Origin of the sequence: Coprococcus eutactus (assembly GCF_025149915.1) — a bacterium.
Lineage (GTDB): Bacteria > Bacillota > Clostridia > Lachnospirales > Lachnospiraceae > Coprococcus > Coprococcus eutactus.
Window position 1 is genome coordinate 1,445,465 of sequence record NZ_CP102278.1, and the last position, 18,740, is coordinate 1,464,204.

The following is an 18,740-nucleotide window of genomic DNA, read 5'->3' on the forward strand; positions in this document are numbered from 1 at the left end:
AAAGGAGATTAGTACGATGAATATTGCAATAGATGGACCTGCAGGAGCAGGCAAGAGCACAATAGCAAAAAGAGCGGCAAAGGAACTTGGTTTTATATATGTTGACACAGGTGCGATGTACAGAGCAATCGCTGTATACCTGATAGACAATGGGGTGTCAGCAGGAGATGAGGCGAAAGTAGCTGAAGCTATAGACGATATATCGATTGAGATAAGATATGAGGATGGCGCACAGCAGGTATATCTGAATGGAGATAATGTTACAGGCAGACTCAGAACAGAGGAGGTCGGCAACATGGCGTCAAAGTCTTCAGCCCTTCCATGTGTCAGAGAGAAGCTTTTGTCTATACAGAGAGAGCTTGCAGCGAAGAACGATGTCGTGATGGATGGCCGCGATATAGGAACGAATATTCTTCCAAACGCCGAACTCAAGATATATCTGACAGCATCTGTCGAGGTAAGGGCACAGAGAAGATATGATGAGCTCGTGGCAAAGGGAGAGGCTGGTGTCGATCGTGATAAAATAGAACAGGATATAGCAGCAAGGGATAAACAGGATATGGAGAGGAAGGCAGCTCCATTAAAGAGGGCTGATGATGCAATTTTAGTTGATAGTTCTGATATGGGAATTGAAGAGGTCGCAGCACAGATCATCAGACTTGCAAATGAGAGAAAGTAATATATAATTTGTACAAGGATGGTTTGAGTATGGAGATTTTGCTAGCAAAGTCGGCAGGGTTCTGCTTTGGTGTGCAGAGGGCAGTCGACACGGCTTACAAACATGCGGATGAGAAGAATGTATACACGTATGGACAGATAATTCACAATGAGGAAGTTGTCGGAGATCTGGCAAAGCATGGTGTGAAGATCTTAGAAGATGATGAACTGGATCAGATAAAAGACAGCAAAGTCATCATACGTTCACACGGTGCAGAAAAAAGAGTGTATGATATTCTCGAGAAAAATGGAAATGAGATTATAGATGCCACCTGTCCGTTTGTCAAAAAGATACACAACATAGTTATGGATGAATGTGGAAAAGGTCATACAGTTATAATCATCGGAGATGGAAAACACCCTGAGGTAAAAGGCATTATGGGCTGGTGCATGAGTGAGCCGGTTGTCATAGGTACTGAGGAAGAAGCAGAAAAATTCGTTCAGTCATGTCTTAACGGGGAGTACAAACCAAGCGAGAATATATCAATAGTCAGCCAGACAACTTTTAATTACAGAAAATTTCATAATGTTGTTGATATTATTCGAAATAAATTGTATAATGTTACTGCTTATAAGACTATCTGTAATGCTACGTCTGTGCGCCAAAGGGAGGCGCAGGAGATTGCATCAAAGGTAGATGCCATGATTGTTATAGGTGGTCGAAACAGTTCTAATACTCAGAAGTTATATGAGATTAGCAAAAAAGAATGTGAGAATACTTACTATATACAGACACTCGTTGATTTGGATTTGACTACTTTTGAATCCGTTAGTAGGGTAGGTATTACAGCTGGGGCATCTACCCCAAACAAATTAATTAAGGAGGTTCATGGTAGGATGGACGAGATGAATTTTGCAGAATTATTAGAGAATGATGAGAGCAGAGGCTCAATCAAGACAGGAGAGATAGTTGAGGGCAGAGTTATCGATGTAAAGCCAGATGAGATCATTGTTGATATCAGCTATAAGTCAGATGGTGTTATTCCTAGAAATGAATATACAAACACACCAAACGCTGACCTTACAGAGCTTGTACATGTTGGTGATGCTATCACAGCTAAGGTTGTAAAGACAAACGACGGTGAGGGTTCAGTTCTTCTCTCATACAAGAGAGTTGCTGCTGAGAAAGCTAACGAGAAGCTTGAGGCTGCTCTTGAGTCAGGCGAGATCCTTACAGGTAAGGTTGTACAGGTTGTAAGTGGTGGACTCAATGTTATGTATGATGAGACAAGAGTATTCATCCCTGCAAGCCTTGTATCTGATACATATGAGAAGAACCTTGATAAGTACCTTGATCAGGATGTTGAGTTTATTCTTACAGAGTATCAGCCAAAGAAGAGAAGAATTATAGGTAACAGAAAGCAGATCATCGTTGCTAGAAAGGCAGAGGCTGCTAAGGAACTGTTCGATAGAATCGAAGTAGGAATGACTGTAGAGGGTGTTGTTAAGAATGTTACAAGCTTTGGCGCATTCATCGACCTCGGCGGTGCTGATGGACTTCTCCACATCTCAGAGATGTCATGGGGTAGAGTTGAGGATCCTAAGTCAGTTCTCAAGGTTGGAGACAAGGTTAAGGCATTCATCAAGAACATTGATGGCGAGAAGATCGCACTCAGCCTTAAGTTTGATGATACAAACCCATGGCTTAACGCTGATGAGAAGTATGCTCCTGGCACAGTAGTAACTGGTAAGGTAGCAAGAATGGCTGATTTTGGTGCTTTCATTGAGCTTGAGCCAGGTGTAGATGCACTCCTTCATGTTTCACAGATCTCATATGACCATGTAAACAAGCCAGAGGATGTATACAAGGTTGGCGATGTTGTAGAGGCAGAGGTTGTAGAGTGCAATGCTGCTGACAAGAAGATCAGTCTTAGCGTAAAGAGCTTACTTCCGGTTCCAAGTGAGTCAGATTATGACGATGATGCAGAGAGCGAGGAGTAATTATTTTAGGCATTAATTTTCAGATGACTGTTTTGTCTGAATATAAATAATAAAAATCAGGATTTCCAGATCAAAGATCTGAAGATCCTGATTTTTATTTGTATTTATAGATGCGATGTATCGCGAATGAACTAATGAAAAACCACTGATATCATGTTTTGTATGTATTGTGTTGTTACCTGACCGATTGATGTGAGCTCATCTGATAATCGGAGAAATCTGCCCCCATTGATTCCGGTATCATAAAAAATATTGTTTTTCTCGTGGGACGGTGCCGGTATGAATACATCAGTGATCTGCGTATATGCGGTCTCCTTTGTGGCTTTTTCTTTGTGTGTACTGTCAACATATGCAGCCATGGATTTGTGTATAGCCATATCCTCCACGGGCAGATAATAATAGTTCTTGTAATCCTTGAAGTAGAATTTCATCGTTTTCTGGGTTACAGGTATAAGAATCCTCAGTTGACGATCATTTGCATTTATGCGCATGACGGGGGATGAATATGTTATCCTGCACGGAAGCTTTGGTGTACTGCAGGTATATTCTATGAAGTCGTCTGTTCTGCTTACATCCAGAGTCTCCAGTTCGTTGCAAATGCGGGGAAGATTGAGAAATTCAGTTATGGATATCAGTCCGCGCACATCATCATGGTTATGGGTCATCAGGTCATCAAGCAGGTCACTTGAACCTGTCTTAAGATATTCCTTATAAGCATTGATAAGTGTACCGCCTGATATGAAGATCTTCCGCTGAAATCCAACAAGGTCTTCGACATCGATCTGTTTTACAGAATTCATATTAAAAAGCTTTTTGTATCTTCGGGATGTCTTATATATATCTACACTTCTTATGTTGTCAAATGAGCAGTCTATGTCAAATTGCTGCATTTTTGTACGGATATATGGAATGTCAAATGTATCTCCATTATATGATACAAGATATCTGTATCTAGATATATGATTGGCAAATCGTGCGAGAATTTCCGGTTCAGAACATCCATCGTCATTGAACAGGAATAGTGTCTTGAAGTGATCGTCATCATAGAAACCCATTCCGATAAGATACAAGTCAGATCTGTTTGCGCTGAGGCCAGTGGTCTCTATATCGAAATATAATATGTCGTCTGGTGTATCAGATATACAAGTAGTATCTACAACAATATCATTTTCATCAAATTCAAAAGTTTTCATATGTACTCCTTTCATATCTATTATACTAGCGGTGAATGTTCAAAAAGGCAATCGAATATTCACAATTGATAAATATTGTGATATACTTATGAAAGTTTAATGTCGGTAAATATGCAATTATATAAGACAGGAAAAGGAGATAGACAGACTGATGATTTCATACATAACAGGTACACTTGAGTATCAAAGTGGCAACAGTATAGTTGTCGAATGTGGCGGAATTGGATATAGTATGATGATATCAGGACAGTTTATGAACAGGCTTCCGGCGATGCATTCCCATATCAAGGTCTTTACTTATATGAGTGTGAGGGAAGATGAGATAAGCCTGTATGGATTTTATGACAGAGATGAACTTGAAGTGTTCAAGGTATTGCTCAGTGTGAACGGTGTTGGACCAAAGGCTGCGATGTCTATTTTGTCAGCGCTCACAGTAAACGAGCTTAGGCTTGCAGTTGTATCTGAGGATGTGAAGGCGATAACCCGTGCAAATGGAATAGGAACAAAGGGAGCTTCTAGGATCATACTCGAACTCAAGGATAAGCTTCGCCTGGAGGATATGATAGATGCTGCATATGAGGACGCGATGAATGGTTCACGGGTTGGATCAGGTGGTGTAGCACAGAGCGATATAGATACAAGGGCGAATGTAGTGGCAGCTCTCACAGCACTCGGTTATTCGGGAGTTGAGGCCGGACGTGCTGTAAACAGAGTTGAGGGCTGGCAGGATATGGATGAGGAACAGCTTTTAAAAGCTTCACTTAAGAACATAATATAAAATAGATGGCGGAATTTTAGATGAGCAGAATTATTTCAACAGAAGCATTGGACAAGGAAGAGGAGAAAAGCGAATATAGTCTGAGGCCACAGTATCTGAACGAGTACATCGGACAGGAAAAGGTAAAGGATAACCTGCGGATTTTTATCGAGGCGGCAAAGAAGAGAAAAGAGCCATTAGATCATCTGCTGTTATATGGACCCCCTGGACTTGGAAAGACCACATTGTCAACTATAGTGGCAAATGAGATGGGGGTGAACATCAAGATAACCTCCGGCCCGGCGATAGAAAAGCCAGGAGAGCTTGCGGCGATATTGAACAATCTGTCTGACAACGATATTTTGTTCATAGACGAGATTCACAGACTGAGCACACAGGTTGAGGAAGTACTGTATCCGGCTATGGAGGATTACGCCATAGATGTGGTTATAGGCAAGGGGGCAGGCGCTCGTTCTATCAGGCTTGATCTTCCCAAGTTTACACTCATAGGAGCAACGACCAGAGTTGGAATGCTTTCTGCACCGCTCCGAGATAGATTTGGAATGGTTGATAAGCTTGAGTTTTATAGCAATGAAGATCTGAAGGAGATCATTGTGCGTTCAGCAGATGTTCTCGGAGTGTCCTTAGATGACGAGGGGGCACTTGAAATCGCAAGAAGATCGAGAGGAACACCGAGACTGGCAAACAGACTTTTGAAGAGGTGCCGGGATTATGCAGAGGTGTGTCATGATGGATGTATAAGCCGTGATGTAGCAAAAAGTGCATTGGATAAACTTCAGGTAGATTCAATGGGGCTGGATGTGAATGACAGAAACATACTTTTGACTATGATAGAGAAATTTGATGGAGGTCCTGTAGGATTGGATACGCTTGCAGCAGCGGTTGGGGAGGATCCGGGAACCATCGAGGATGTATATGAACCATATTTTATCATGAACGGATTCATTAACAGAACTCCGAGAGGAAGAGTTGTTACTGAGCTCTGTTACAGACATCTGGGATTGGATGCATTTATAAAATAATATATGATATAAGGAGAATGGGTATGGTACAAAAGAATGATATCAAGGTAGTAATAAACAATAAAGTATATACTCTGAGCGGTCAGGAAAGTGAAGATTATCTTCAGAATGTTGCCACATATATCAATGGCAAGATCGCCGAGTGTCAATCATCGGAAGCATATAGAAGATTTAATGCAGAGTATCAGAATGTGCTTCTTGCGCTGAATATAGCGGATGATTACTTTAAGGCGAAGGATCAGGTCAACCAGATGTTGACAGAGGATGACGACAAGGACAAGCAGATATATGATCTCAGACATGAGGTTATTGAGGTACAGATAAAGTATGAGTCTGCACAGAAGATGATTGAGGAATATAAGGACAAGATAAGCGAACTTCAGAGACAGATAATAAAGCTTGAAGCGGAGAAAAATGTTAAGTAAAACAGAGATATTAGCACCGGCAGGCAACATGGATGCGGTGAGGGCGGCGGTAAACGGACATGCGGATGCAGTTTATCTAGGAGGAAGTCTTTTCAGTGCCCGTGCGTTTGCCGGCAATTTTGATGAAAAAGAATTATTAGAGACTATTGATTACTGCCACACCTTTGATGTCAAAGTGTATATGGCTGTCAATACTCTTCTAAAAAACGATGAGATAAAAAGGCTCCCTGATTATTTGGAGCCTTATTACAGAGAAGGCGTAGATGGTATCATAGTTCAGGATATGGGCGTTGCAGGCGCCATTTCTGGATGCTTCCCGGATCTTCCATTACACGGCAGCACACAGCTCAGTGTGTCCAGTGAGTATGGAGCAGCATTTCTAAAGAGTATAGGCATGACGAGATTTGTGCCTTCAAGAGAATTATCACTGGATGAAATAAGATCAATAAAGAGTAAGATTGATATTGAGGTAGAGACATTTGTTCACGGGGCGATGTGTTATTGTTACTCCGGTCGATGCCTTATGAGCAGTTATGCCGGCGGCAGAAGTGGTAACAGGGGACGCTGCGCCCAGCCATGTAGGAAGAGATATCAGTTGGAAGATCAGCGCGCATACATGCTCAGTCTTAAAGATATGTGTATGCTTTCGGATATAGGTAGACTGATCGATGCAGGGATAGATTCGTTTAAGATAGAGGGAAGAATGAAGAAGCCAGAGTATGTGGCAGCTACTTCCTATGTATACAGTGAGCTGAGGGATGAATATTTGTCAGGATGTAAGAATTTGTCCAGGCAGGCTGCGAAATATGAAAACATGCTGAGGGATATATATAATAGAGGCGGTTTTTGTTCTGGATATTATTTTACAGGCAATGGCAGACAAATGATGGCTGATGATAGACCTAATCATACAGGTGTAAAAGTAGGCAAAGTGTCAGGAATCCAAAAACCATATATCAATATAAAGCTTAGCATGGACGTACATCCCGGAGATATCATAGAGATAAGGGGCAGACAGGGAGATGTAGAACTTACTTGTGGGGCTGAAGGCAGTGCTGGTAAGTCTGTAAGATTAAAGGGAAAGTTATTTCAGAATATAGCAGTGGGCAGTCAGGTATACAGGACGAGAAATAACGCTCTCTTAAATGATATTCAGAAAAATATCATAGAACGTGATCGGAAAGTTCAGTTAAAGGCTGATGTAAGGGCTAAGATCGGTGAGAAAATGAGTCTCAGTCTCAGCCTGGGCAGTATGAAAGTGTATGCCGAGGGCTCTGAGTGTATTGCGGCGTTAAATAAACCGGTCACAGAGTCACAGATAATAGAAAAGATACGAAAGACCGGTGGAACACAGTTTGAGATAACCGATGTGACTTCTGATATAGATGAAGGAATATTTGCCCAGATCAGCGCTATAAACAATCTGAGAAGACAGTCGCTTGAGGATATGAAGGATCTTCTTATAAATTGTAAAAAAAGGAATCCACGTGATGCCAGAAATACAGAAGACATATATAGAAATGTCTCTGAAAGAAAAAAGTGGTCAGACAGACATCCGGGAATTACAGTCTTAGCTTCGACGGCAGAGCATGTAAATATTATTAAGAATTATAAATGGGTGAGCAACGTTATTGTAGATTATAATATCAAACAATACGGCGGTGAGCTTAAAGAACAGGGATTTAAAGTCTTTATAGCGCTTCCGGAGGTGTTAAGACAGAGAAAACTGAAAACATACTCGGACATGACTGCAGCCATAAATGAGTTTGATGGTGTGATGATAAGGAACATGGATGAACTGGGCTATATTATAGAAAATGGTTATAGCGGACCTGTTATAGCCGATGCGGGGCTTTATGTCTACAATGACATTGCCTGTGATTTCTACAGAGAGCATACGGAGGATGTGTCATTTGTGGCATCTCAGGAACTTACGCTTGACGAGATAAAGAATTTGTCAGTTGAGCCGGCGCTTAAGATATATGGACATCAGAAGGTCATGGTAACAGCCAACTGCATATCTGGTAATTATAAACACGGATGTGCTGATAAAAAAATGGATGGGACCGGAGATGTATTAAGGTTGACCGATGATATAGGAAATGTCTTTTATGTAAGAAATTACTGCAGCGATTGTTATAATGTCCTATACAATGGAGTTCCCACAAGCCTGCTTGATGAGGGTGATGAGTTAAATGACATTATGGATGACTGTTATATAGAGTTTACTATTGAAAATGCAGATATGGTAAAAAATATAATGGATCATATAGGAAAGAACATATTGGGGCAGGAACTTCCAGATGGTAGGGATACAGTTAAGAATCCCGTTAAGGATTACACCCGTGGACACTATTATAAGGGAATAGATTAAGACTTTTGATAAAGGTGAGAGAATGGTAACGATTATAAGTGAGATAGCAAAATATCTTATTATATTTTTTATGGTGCTGTATACAGTCAAGTGTTTTACGGTGCTCAAGCCGGTTGCGGCTGAGCGCAAGAGAAAGGCGCTTAATGTACAGATATTTTACGTGTTTATGATACATTTTCTGTGTTATCTGACATTGTATCTTCACTATGAAAAGAAAAGCATAATAGTATTTTATATCGTGCAGATGATAGTTTCCATAATTTATATGGTTTCATATCACGCAATTTACAAGGGGTCATCGAGACTCATCACAAACAATATGTCATTCCTGCTTCTGATAGGATACGTGATGCTGACAAGACTTGACTTTGATCTGGCAAAGAAACAGTTTTTATTCGCCACGATCATGCTGGTTGTCACGGCATTTCTACCTCTTTTTATAATGAAGTTTCCGCAGGTGCGTAACTGGAATGTATTTTATGCAATTTTCGGAATAGGATTTCTGGCTACTGTATTTATCCCACATGTTGGAGTGGATAAATACGGATCAAATAACTGGATAAGCATTGCGGGAATATCGATGCAGCCTATGGAAATAGTGAAGATAGTATTTGTATTTTTCCTTGCAAGTTCATTCCTCAAGGCGAAGAATTTAAAGGATATGACGAAGACGATATGTGTTGCGGGACTTTTCATGCTCGTGCTCGTTGCGGAGACTGACCTCGGTGGTGCGGTCATATTCTTTATGGTATTTGTCATGATGTTATATCTTGCAACGGGAAAGCATATCATACTCATAGGTGGAGGTATTGGCGGATCGGTGGTTGCAGTAGTTGGATATATGTTGCTCAAGAGCCATTTCGGTCATGTAACTATGAGAATCGATGCCTGGCTTAATCCGCTAAAATATATTGACGGAAGTGGATATCAGGTGGCACAGAGTCTTTTTGCAATAGGGTCAGGTGGCTTTGAGGGATCGGGACTTTGTCAGGGATCGCCGACATCAATACCAGTAGTATCAAGTGATTTTATATTTGCAGCGATATGCGAGGAGCTTGGTGTAATATTTGGACTGTGTCTTCTCCTCATGTATCTAAGTTGCTTTATATATTTTATCAATATCTCTATGAAGATAAGAGATACCTTTTACAAAAATGTAGCTTTTGGATTTACAATATGCTTTATATTCCAGATATTCCTGAATGTTGGCGGTGTAGTGAAATTCATTCCGTCTACAGGAGTCACGCTGCCGCTAGTCAGCTACGGAGTAAGCTCTGTGGTCAGTACGCTCATAATGTTTGGAATTATTCAGGGTATATGTGTATTAGAGAACAGTGGAGTTGATAAGAATGTCAGACAGAAAAAAGCCGTACAGTCAGGATGGGCAGAGCAGGAAGTCACAGAGCGCCCACAGTACAGGGACGAAGATGAAAAAAAACAAAACAGACAGCAAAAAAGTGAACAGGACAGGCGCGGCAGTGAAAAGAAGTCAAGGCGATATGCAGACAGAAAAAAGCAGCCAGACACAGATGAATTCTGGGGCGAGTGATGGAATCCTGGATAAGCGTGCAAATGAGAAAAAAAATGTTCCCGTTCTCGTTATAACATACTTTGTTGTTTTGATATTTATATGTATGTTTGCGTATATAATCGTGTTCATAGTCAGGGACTCAAGGACATTTATCGCCAACTCATACAATGATCGTCAGAACCTGTATGCTGAGAAGGTAAAGAAGGGTAGCATAATCTCAAGTGATGGAAATGTCCTGGCTGAGACGATCACAGATGACGATGGAAATGAGTACAGAAATTATCCATATGCAAATATGTTTGCGCATGCGGTTGGGTACGACAGCAATGGACAGGCAGGGCTGGAGATGAATTCGGCATATTATCTTCTTGCGTCTAATCAGAATATAATTACCAAGACATATAACAAGCTGAAGGATGAAAAGAGTATAGGAAACAATGTTATAAGCACTCTTAACTACACGCTTCAGAGCACGGCATATGATGCGCTGGGCTACAATGATGGCGCAGTGGTGGTTATGGAACCTTCCACTGGCAAGATCCTGACCATGGTTTCAAAGCCTGATTTTGATCCGAATTATATAGATGATGTTATAGAGGAAACACAGGACACGGACAGTTCATGCCTTTTGAACAGAGCTACACAGGGCTTATATCCGCCTGGATCAACATTCAAGGTGCTCACAGCACTTGAGTACATCAATGAGAATCCAAATTACAAGAAATACTCCTATGTCTGTGAGGGGGAGGACATATTTGATGGTGTTCAGATACACTGCTCAGACTATGCGGTTCATGATACCGTTGATCTGGCCGATTCACTTGCTAGATCCTGTAACACTTCATTTGCAAATATTGGAATGAAGCTCAATAAACAGTCGTATCGTGATCTTTGTGAAAAGTTTTTATTTAACAAGGATCTTCCGTATGATGGATATTATAGAAAGTCTGAATTTAAGCTGAGTGCATCATCAGATGACTCTGAGATACCGCAGACAGCTATAGGACAAGGAGATACACTTATAACACCTCTACACAGTGCCATGATCATGAGCACCATAGCAAACGGCGGTGTGATGATGTCTCCTTACATGATCGACAGTATAGAAAATACGGATGGAGATCTAGTGAAGACATTCAAGCCAAGCACTTATGGCAAGATTATTTCCTCGTCGGATGCGAAGATACTTAAGGATCTTATGCTTGGTGTTACGTCATATGGTACCGCATCGGATGCATTTGCGGATGCATCATATACGATTGCGGGAAAGACTGGTACAGCAGAGTTTAACGATAATATGGATTCCCATTCATGGTTTGTAGGTTTCTCAAATGTTGACGATCCGGATATAGTTGTGTGCGTTATAGTTGAAAATGCGAGCAATACCGGAGCATCAGCCAAATATATTGCAAGGCAGATATTTGATGCATACTATTACAGTGTTAAGAATTAAAAATTTATAAAGATTTGTATTTACTTTAAAAATGTGAACACATATGATATACTGTTTTCAAGTTTTAAATGCCATAGTAAACAGAGAAGCTGCATGTGGCAGTGAATCTGGGTTACACACCAGAGAAAACAGGAGGTTTTGCAGTGATTGAGGCAACAAGCTGTGGAGGTGTGGTAATCTTCAGAGGAAAAGTATTGTTATTGTACAAGAATTACAAGAACAAATACGAAGGCTGGGTTCTCCCCAAGGGGACGGTCGAGAAAGGCGAGGAGCATGACGAGACAGCTCTTAGGGAAGTGAAAGAAGAAACAGGTGTAAGCGCATCTATCATCAAGTATGTCGGAAAGAGCAATTATACATTTAACACGGCATTTGATGTGGTTAACAAAGATGTTCACTGGTATCTGATGATGGCAGACAGTTATTATAGTAAGCCACAGAGGGAAGAGTACTTTGTTGATTCTGGTTACTACAAGTACCATGAAGCCTACCACCTTCTAAAATTTCCAAATGAGAAGCAGATACTTGAGCAGGCGTATTCAGAGTACGTGGATTTGAAGAAAAAGAATCTGTGGGGAAACAAGAAGTATTATTAGTAACAAAGGGCTTTTGTATGTATAGATATATATACAGAGGCCTTTTGTGTTTTTAGTGATAATATAAAAAGGAGCTACAGATGGCAGAAGATGCAAATGGAGTGGAAGATAAGAATATTAAAAAGAAGTCTGGAAAAAGAAAGAAGACATTCAAGGACAGGATCCTTGATGTGATCATTGTTTTGTTGCTTCTCGTCGCCCTCGGCAGCGGAGGTTATCTGGCGAGGTATTATTATATAGCAAAGACAGCGCAGAGCAATTTCGATGATCTGAAATCCCTGATGGACATAGATGATCCCGAGGATGACTATGATTCCGGAACTGGTGACAATAAGTCATATAAGACCGCTGACGGAGAGTTGACCATTTTAAAGAAATACAAGAAATTGTACGAGAAAAACAATGACATCGCAGGATGGCTCAAGATCGATGATACAACAATAGATTATCCTGTCATGTATACACCAGGGGATAATGAATATTATCTACATTTGGATTTTGACAAGAACTGGAGTGATCCGGGTACCCCATTTATAGATGAAAACTGCAGACCATTCGACAACAGAACAACAAATGTGTTGATATATGGGCATAATATGAAATCTGGAATAATGTTCAGGGAACTTCTTCAGTATGAGGATAAGGATTTTTGTAAAAGTCATAACATAATTAAGTTCGACACGATATATGAGACCGGAAGATATGAGGTCGTTGGTGCATTCAGAGCAGAGATATATCCATCTGATGACACGGATCATTTTCATTACTATGAGTTTTTTGACGCTGCAGACAATGAGGAGTTTGACGAGTTTATTGATTTTGTGAAACAGAATTCCCCGTATGATACAGGGATAACACCAGAGTATGGGGATGAACTCATAACACTTTCCACGTGTGCGTCACACGTGGAGGATGGAAGATTTGTTGTTGTTGCGAGAAAGATAAATGAGAAAGATAAGTGAGAAAGATCGATGTGTTCAAGTACAGGCTTAGAGGCGGCTTTAACACAAATAAAAATCCCACATATCAGGATGAATATACATCTCTTTGATATGTGGGATTTTTCGTGCCGGCTGCGGGACTTGAACCCGCACGGTGTTGCCACCAACAGATTTTGAGTCTGCCTCGTCTGCCAATTCCGACAAGCCGGCTTTTCACGACATTTGTTATCTTAACACATGCATTTGGCAGTGTCAACAAATATCGTCGGCATATCGAAATGCAGTCTGAATACTTATGGTAAGCTCAAATCAGTGGTGATATCCAGCCATACGTTTTTTGTAATCTTCAACTTTGAGAGAAAGCTTTTGAAAATCCTTTTCCTTCAAGCTTCCGTCATCATGCAATTGGTTTACAAGTATGTCAAGATCCTTAAGTGCCTTGTGTGCAAGATCTTTATAGTTGTTTGACAGATTCATGTCGAGTTCATTGATTGCTGCATTTATCTGTTTTTTTACTTTCCCGCTGATCAATCCAAACATCTCCTTTGTATACATATAATATATAAGGTCATTTGTGTATTATAATATCATACGGAAAGGAGGCTTACAATATCGGGACAGATCAGTAATTCTTCATGATCTCACGACGCAGCTTTTTGATGATCTTTTTTTCAAGTCTTGATATGTAGGACTGGGATATGCCGAGAATGTCAGCTACCTCCTTCTGGGTTTTCTCAACTCCTCCTATTGTGTTTATGCCATACCTTAGTTCTATTATGGTGCGCTCTTTTTCACCAAGTTTCGATATTGCGGCATCAAGGAGATTGTGATCGACCTCGGTTTCTAGATCCCTGTATACAATGTCTTCGTCCGTGCCTAGAATATCGGAAAGCAGTAGTTCGTTGCCGTCCCAGTCTACGTTGAGTGGTTCATCAATTGAAACCTCGGTTCTGAGTCTGTTGTTGCGCCGCAGGAACATGAGTATCTCGTTCTCAATACATCTTGAAGCATATGTGGCCAGCTTTATATTTTTATCATTTTTAAATGTGTTTATGGCTTTGATTAGTCCGATTGTACCTATTGATATCAGGTCCTCAATGCCGACTCCTGTGTTGTCGAATTTGCGGGCTATGTATACCACAAGTCTGAGATTGCGTTCTATCAGCATTTTCTTTGCTTCCTCAGACTGTTTCTGTGTCAGTTCGTCTATAACGATAGCTTCCTCGTGTGGCTCAAGTGGAGCTGGGAGAATCTCCGCGCCTCCGATATAGTGTACATCTCTGTTGTTCTTCATAGACAACAGAGACAGGCTGCTGGCAACCGTGAATTTGAAGTCATTACCTCGTATTGTGTTTAACATGTCTTTTGCCTCTTTTCATATATTTTTTATTTAGCAGGATGCATTTGTCTGTGTGTAGTATCTTGAATGTGGCAGGGCTTATTCCTATAAGCGGCTTTTTCTCTATATACCTGTCGTCCACGAACATAAAATCGGCATCAACGGCAAGCATAAGCTGGTTGTTTGCGCATATTGTATTATAAGGAATGATGTGCATTCCTTTAGGCATAGGTTTATTTCCCTTGTATATAGACGCGCAATCCCTGATGTACCTGTCTACAAATGCCGCCTCATCACATGTGATGAGGGAGGCAATGACAGCGTAATTTGCCACTGCAACATACCTTCTGGTGAGACTGCATTTCAGGGAATTTCCGGTGTCAATATACCCGATAGCGTGTGTGATGTTAGAATTTCTGCCAAGTAATACATTTGTCAGAATCTTCAAATAACTCACTTCTTTTTATGTAGTGCATTTCGCATTATAGTCCTGTATATGGAAGAAAACGGTCGGATTAAAATAAATGAAGCATCAATATTTCGATTGAATTTTTAAAATGTTGATAAAAATGTGGCTAGTTTTTGCAATTGCCGACGTTAACCTTGAAAAATGTGTATAAATCTGTGGATAGTGTGGAAAAGTTATAAAATACTACAAGATATGCGAAAATATAGTACAATTTACGACATAGTGCTATATTTATCGAAATATAATAATAAAAAACGGGAAATGTTTAGATGGGAGAAAAAATTAATCCGGAACTTGAACTGGCGATCAATTCTGATGCATATACCCCCGGAAGCAATCTTTATCTAGGATATGACAAAACTAGAGATGAGTGGACTCTCATAATAAGACACTCCGGTGAAATTGATGATTTGGAGGGAACGCTTGTCAACGAATCGGTATATCTCCTGGGTGGATTTGCGGTAATAAAGATATACACATATAACATATATTATCTTCAGCTTGATCCGAGAATCCTCTATATCGATAAGGCGAGCTATTACAGTTATGGGGCAGAGAGAGGGACCACTGCTTCGGAGCAAAATACTTATGCAAGATATGCCGCGTGCCTGACAGATAGTCAGGTGGGAGTAATGCCAGTGTACGGTGATGGCGTGTGTATAGGGGTGATAGACAGTGGACTTGATATCAGGAACGAGGAATTCTGCCGTGATGGGCGAACCAGACTGCTTAGATACTGGAACCAGAATCAGAACTACGAAAACGAATCTGGAAACAGATATATGATGGGAAGAATATATGACAGAGAGGAACTGGATGAGCTGATTGCTAAAGGTAGAAATACAGGTGATGTAATAAGCACGCACGGCGCTGAGGTCACATCGATAGCAGCCGGTAGCAGTCTGGGCGCTGCGAAAATGGCCGATTTGATCATGGTTGAACAGAGGCTTGAGGGAATATTTCCTGATACCATAAGCATAATGTTCGGCATAGATTTTCTTGTGAGATACAGTATGAATGAAAATGTTCCTTTGGTTATAAATCTGTCATATGGAAACAACTATGGCGCCCACGACGGAACAGGGATGCTTGAGAATTTTATAGATGTGGTATCGAGAATGGCAAAAATAAATGTTGTAACAGGAACCGGAAACGATGGCAATAAAAGACTTCATACCAGTGGTATACTTGGAAATGTCAGTTTCGATGACCTGAATATCGATGTGACAGGAGGCGTTAGAAACTTCGGCATCCAGATATGGAAAAATTATATAGATAATTTTGATGTTCTGGTCTATAGCCCAGCATATGATATTGTGTTGTATCTGACGGAGGGACAGCTCCCGGCGAATGGAAGATTTGGCAGTACACACGTTTATGGAATATATCAGCCACCAACGCCATTCAATGTACAGCAGCTTATATATATTTTTTTTCAGGCTGATACATATATAGATGAGGGCGTGTGGAAGGTGAGGATAATGCCAAAGAGCATAGTCAACGGGACATATAATGCATATCTGCCAAGCGATGCATATATTACGGGAAGAGTTGAGTTCGAGAGTGCAAATGCATTTGGCTCACTGACTATACCTGCAACGTCCCAGAGTGTAATATCAGCAGCCTCATATGATCAGAACAGAGATGCATTTGTAGGATTTTCTGGCCGTGGCTTTACCTCTGACAACAGAATAAAGCCTGATATTGCAGCTCCCGGTGTAGGCATCGTGGCTGCGGCTGGAATAAGTGATCTGACAGTGGTAGATGGAACATCTATATCTGCTGCATTTGTGTCTGGAGCTGCGGCACTGCTCATGGAGTGGGGAATAGTACGGGGAAATGATCCTTTTATGTATGGGGAGAAGCTTAAAGCGCAGCTTATAAAGGGAGCGAGACAAATAGAGACGATCAGGCAGTATCCGAACAGATATGTTGGGTGGGGAACGCTGTGTGTTGAACGGAGTTTTGAAGGGTTATGAATCTGCATAAATATGTGGAAGGATGAAGGATAATTAATATTTTAAAAAAAAGTAGAGTTATGTCAAAAAAATGTGTATAATTACAATATCGCGGTCTTTAAACAGAAAAAGAGATGGAGTAGGAATATCAATGGTAGGATTTTATAATTATACAGTTATTTTGACATATATGAGCCTGATATCATCAATAACAGGCCTATTTTTTACTTTTAGCGGACATTTAAGCATAGGAATACTTTGTCTAGCTCTTTCCGGGCTTTTTGATGCATTTGACGGCAAGGTTGCAAGACGTAAGAAGGACAGGACTATGGATGAGAAACGGTTTGGAATCCAGATCGATTCCTTATGTGATCTTATAAGCTTTGGTGTATTTCCTGTTGTGTTATGCTGGTATTCTGGAATGAATACACCACTAGGAATGTTTATTCTTGTATTGTACTGTCTTGCAGGAATGATCAGACTTGCATATTACAATGTTCTTGAGGAAAAGAAGAACAACGATGATTATGATTCAGAGGTCATTGAGGCTCCGGATGGACGCAAGTATTTCCATGGTATGCCGATAACAGCAATCGCTGTTGGACTTCCAATAGTATATGTTACTTCGCCTTTGCTTGGGGAGTATTTCCCTATAGTACTACATATTATAATGATACTTGCCATGATTCTCTTTATCACAGATTTCAGATTTCCGAAGCCGACTTCAAAAGAGCTGACTGTTATCATCGTGATAGTTGCTGTTGCTGTGGTATGGCTTTTGATAAGATATATGGCAAAGAGACATATAATAGACGTTCCTCTTTTATTTTTATCATATGTCAGAGGTATTATGCAATGATCTGATATGCAGGTGATGCAGAGGTAAAAATTAAAGAGTGACAGGATATGCAAAAGGGATAAGCTAAAGATAATCGAAATGACGAATAATAAACTGGATAAAACAACAAAAAACAATAAACAAAAGAATTTTGTAAACTTAAAAAGAACGGGCAGTTCATCTGCTTTGGCTAAGTACAAAAGATCACATATATCTGATGGACTTTCAAGTCAGGATAAGTTTCTCAGAAAATTATATGGAACAAAAGCGGGAAGAATGCTTCTCAAAGTTCTTATACGGCCGGAGATATCGATATGTTCCGGATGGCTTATGGACAGACCAGTTTCAAAGATAGCCATCAGACCTTTCATTAAGAAGAATAACATTGATATGTCAAAGTGTGTGAAGAACATTGACGAGTTTGAATCGTATAACGACTTTTTTAAAAGAAAGATCACTGCCGATGCAAGGATAACGGATGATACAGAGTTCGGATTTGTCAGTCCGTGTGATGGTAGGCTCACAGTATACAATATATATGATACGGCGAGTGCAAAGTTCAATATCAAAGATTCACAGTACAGCCTTGAACAGCTTCTTCGCGATAAGAAACTGGCCCAGAGATATAAAGGCGGAAGGTTATGGCTTTTCAGATTGTGTGTAGATGATTATCACAGATATATATATAATGTGGATGGTATACAGTCAGAAGTCAGAAGAATAGATGGTGTATATCACACAGTAAATCCTATAGCTTCCGAGTACTATAAGATATACAAGGAGAACACCAGGGAGTATTGTCTAATTAAGACAAGGGATGCCGGAACTATCGTTTTTATGGAGGTCGGAGCTCTGCTCGTTGGAAAGATCGAGAATCACTTTGTTAGAAGACACAGAGTTATGAAGGGGCAGGAGAAAGGCAATTTTGCCTTTGGGGGATCCACTATAATTCTTCTAACTCAGAAGAATGCCGTTGAGCCATTTGGCAGAATTTTGGAAAACTCTGCCAGACATGTTGAGACAAAGGTCATACAGGGAGAACTTGTCGGATATATAAATAAAAAAGAGAGCAGTCAATATAATATATAAATTATAAAACAGCCGGCGGTATGTAGGAGCCAGAACAATATTTCTGAGATACATACCACAGGCTGTTTTGTTGTTT

17 protein-coding genes and 1 tRNA gene are annotated in these 18,740 nt (G+C 40.4%); 13 read left to right on the forward strand and 5 right to left on the reverse strand.

Going from position 1 to position 18,740, the window contains the following annotated elements:
• Positions 1-16: 16 nt before the first annotated feature.
• The gene (gene cmk, locus NQ536_RS06165) at positions 17-679 is read left to right on the forward strand and encodes a (d)CMP kinase (protein ID WP_004851104.1); all 663 of its coding nucleotides are present in this window, start codon (positions 17-19) and stop codon (positions 677-679) included.
• A gap of 29 nt (positions 680-708) precedes the next feature.
• Positions 709-2,658 carry a bifunctional 4-hydroxy-3-methylbut-2-enyl diphosphate reductase/30S ribosomal protein S1 gene (locus NQ536_RS06170; RefSeq protein WP_004851103.1) on the forward strand — a complete coding sequence of 650 codons (1,950 nt, stop codon included), beginning with the start codon at positions 709-711 and terminating at the stop codon, positions 2,656-2,658.
• 131 nt (positions 2,659-2,789) lie between these two features.
• Here NQ536_RS06170 and NQ536_RS06175 read toward each other — a convergent pair whose 3' ends face one another.
• Entirely contained in the window at positions 2,790-3,851 is a 1,062-nt protein-coding gene (locus tag NQ536_RS06175; RefSeq protein WP_155803834.1) for a ribonuclease H-like domain-containing protein, read from the reverse strand.
• A 151-nt stretch (positions 3,852-4,002) separates the two neighbouring features.
• On the opposite strand from NQ536_RS06175, the gene ruvA reads away from it, so the two are divergent.
• From ruvA to NQ536_RS06215, 8 genes are all read left to right on the forward strand, one after another.
• Entirely contained in the window at positions 4,003-4,629 is a 627-nt protein-coding gene (ruvA, locus tag NQ536_RS06180; protein ID WP_004851098.1) for a Holliday junction branch migration protein RuvA, read from the forward strand.
• Positions 4,630-4,649: 20 nt separating this feature from the next.
• Complete coding sequence (gene ruvB, locus NQ536_RS06185) at positions 4,650-5,651, forward strand: Holliday junction branch migration DNA helicase RuvB (RefSeq protein ID WP_004851096.1); 1,002 nt, start codon at positions 4,650-4,652, stop codon at positions 5,649-5,651.
• A 23-nt stretch (positions 5,652-5,674) separates the two neighbouring features.
• On the forward strand, positions 5,675-6,076 hold the full coding sequence (locus tag NQ536_RS06190) for a cell division protein ZapA (protein ID WP_022059034.1): 402 nt from the start codon (positions 5,675-5,677) through the stop codon (positions 6,074-6,076).
• Complete coding sequence (locus NQ536_RS06195) at positions 6,066-8,450, forward strand: U32 family peptidase (protein ID WP_004851092.1); 2,385 nt, start codon at positions 6,066-6,068, stop codon at positions 8,448-8,450. The genes NQ536_RS06190 and NQ536_RS06195 overlap by 11 nt, the downstream gene beginning before the upstream one ends.
• 70 nt (positions 8,451-8,520) lie before the next feature.
• A complete protein-coding gene (locus NQ536_RS06200) occupies positions 8,521-9,999 on the forward strand; it encodes an FtsW/RodA/SpoVE family cell cycle protein (protein WP_259805926.1) in 1,479 nt (492 codons plus the stop codon).
• A complete protein-coding gene (locus NQ536_RS06205) occupies positions 9,980-11,434 on the forward strand; it encodes a peptidoglycan D,D-transpeptidase FtsI family protein (RefSeq protein ID WP_004851088.1) in 1,455 nt (484 codons plus the stop codon). Before NQ536_RS06200 ends, NQ536_RS06205 begins: the two co-directional genes overlap by 20 nt.
• Positions 11,435-11,577: 143 nt before the next feature.
• Positions 11,578-12,030 carry an NUDIX hydrolase gene (locus NQ536_RS06210; protein WP_044998029.1) on the forward strand — a complete coding sequence of 151 codons (453 nt, stop codon included), beginning with the start codon at positions 11,578-11,580 and terminating at the stop codon, positions 12,028-12,030.
• Between the two features lie 80 nt (positions 12,031-12,110).
• Positions 12,111-12,992, forward strand: coding sequence for a class B sortase (locus NQ536_RS06215; RefSeq protein WP_004851084.1), 882 nt, complete (start codon positions 12,111-12,113; stop codon positions 12,990-12,992).
• Positions 12,993-13,097: 105 nt separating this feature from the next.
• On the opposite strand, the gene NQ536_RS06220 is transcribed toward NQ536_RS06215, so the two are convergent.
• From NQ536_RS06220 to NQ536_RS06235, 4 genes are all read right to left on the reverse strand, one after another.
• Positions 13,098-13,181 (reverse strand) — tRNA-Leu (locus tag NQ536_RS06220).
• Positions 13,182-13,280: 99 nt separating this feature from the next.
• Positions 13,281-13,511, reverse strand: coding sequence for a hypothetical protein (locus NQ536_RS06225; protein WP_227909653.1), 231 nt, complete (start codon positions 13,509-13,511; stop codon positions 13,281-13,283).
• A gap of 82 nt (positions 13,512-13,593) precedes the next feature.
• A complete protein-coding gene (sigE, locus tag NQ536_RS06230; RefSeq protein ID WP_004851080.1) occupies positions 13,594-14,331 on the reverse strand; it encodes an RNA polymerase sporulation sigma factor SigE in 738 nt (245 codons plus the stop codon).
• Positions 14,309-14,767: a sigma-E processing peptidase SpoIIGA gene (locus NQ536_RS06235; protein ID WP_004851078.1), complete on the reverse strand. Its 459-nt coding sequence runs from the start codon at positions 14,765-14,767 to the stop codon at positions 14,309-14,311. Before NQ536_RS06235 ends, sigE begins: the two co-directional genes overlap by 23 nt.
• A 281-nt stretch (positions 14,768-15,048) precedes the next feature.
• Here NQ536_RS06235 and NQ536_RS06240 point away from each other — a divergent pair, with 281 nt between their 5' ends.
• The 3 genes from NQ536_RS06240 (at position 15,049) to NQ536_RS06250 (ending at position 18,664) form a co-directional block, all read left to right on the forward strand.
• Positions 15,049-16,758 (forward strand): S8 family peptidase, encoded by a 1,710-nt coding sequence (locus NQ536_RS06240; RefSeq protein WP_004851076.1) that lies wholly within the window; start codon positions 15,049-15,051, stop codon positions 16,756-16,758.
• A 130-nt stretch (positions 16,759-16,888) separates the two neighbouring features.
• Positions 16,889-17,596 carry a CDP-alcohol phosphatidyltransferase family protein gene (locus NQ536_RS06245; RefSeq protein ID WP_004851074.1) on the forward strand — a complete coding sequence of 236 codons (708 nt, stop codon included), beginning with the start codon at positions 16,889-16,891 and terminating at the stop codon, positions 17,594-17,596.
• A gap of 165 nt (positions 17,597-17,761) precedes the next feature.
• A complete protein-coding gene (locus NQ536_RS06250; RefSeq protein WP_044998024.1) occupies positions 17,762-18,664 on the forward strand; it encodes a phosphatidylserine decarboxylase in 903 nt (300 codons plus the stop codon).
• Positions 18,665-18,740 lie beyond the last annotated feature (76 nt).

Bases quoted from the DNA above. Each gene is read 5' to 3' on its own strand.
- cmk (WP_004851104.1), top strand. From the start codon at position 17: ATGAATATTGCAATAGATGGACCTGCAGGAGCAGGCAAGAGCACAATA.
- NQ536_RS06170 (WP_004851103.1), top strand. From the start codon at position 709: ATGGAGATTTTGCTAGCAAAGTCGGCAGGGTTCTGCTTTGGTGTGCAG.
- NQ536_RS06175 (WP_155803834.1), bottom strand. From the start codon at position 3,851: ATGAAAACTTTTGAATTTGATGAAAATGATATTGTTGTAGATACTACT.
- ruvA (WP_004851098.1), top strand. From the start codon at position 4,003: ATGATTTCATACATAACAGGTACACTTGAGTATCAAAGTGGCAACAGT.
- ruvB (WP_004851096.1), top strand. From the start codon at position 4,650: ATGAGCAGAATTATTTCAACAGAAGCATTGGACAAGGAAGAGGAGAAA.
- NQ536_RS06190 (WP_022059034.1), top strand. From the start codon at position 5,675: ATGGTACAAAAGAATGATATCAAGGTAGTAATAAACAATAAAGTATAT.
- NQ536_RS06195 (WP_004851092.1), top strand. From the start codon at position 6,066: ATGTTAAGTAAAACAGAGATATTAGCACCGGCAGGCAACATGGATGCG.
- NQ536_RS06200 (WP_259805926.1), top strand. From the start codon at position 8,521: ATGGTGCTGTATACAGTCAAGTGTTTTACGGTGCTCAAGCCGGTTGCG.
- NQ536_RS06205 (WP_004851088.1), top strand. From the start codon at position 9,980: ATGAATTCTGGGGCGAGTGATGGAATCCTGGATAAGCGTGCAAATGAG.
- NQ536_RS06215 (WP_004851084.1), top strand. From the start codon at position 12,111: ATGGCAGAAGATGCAAATGGAGTGGAAGATAAGAATATTAAAAAGAAG.
- NQ536_RS06225 (WP_227909653.1), bottom strand. From the start codon at position 13,511: ATGTTTGGATTGATCAGCGGGAAAGTAAAAAAACAGATAAATGCAGCA.
- sigE (WP_004851080.1), bottom strand. From the start codon at position 14,331: ATGTTAAACACAATACGAGGTAATGACTTCAAATTCACGGTTGCCAGC.
- NQ536_RS06240 (WP_004851076.1), top strand. From the start codon at position 15,049: ATGGGAGAAAAAATTAATCCGGAACTTGAACTGGCGATCAATTCTGAT.
- NQ536_RS06245 (WP_004851074.1), top strand. From the start codon at position 16,889: ATGGTAGGATTTTATAATTATACAGTTATTTTGACATATATGAGCCTG.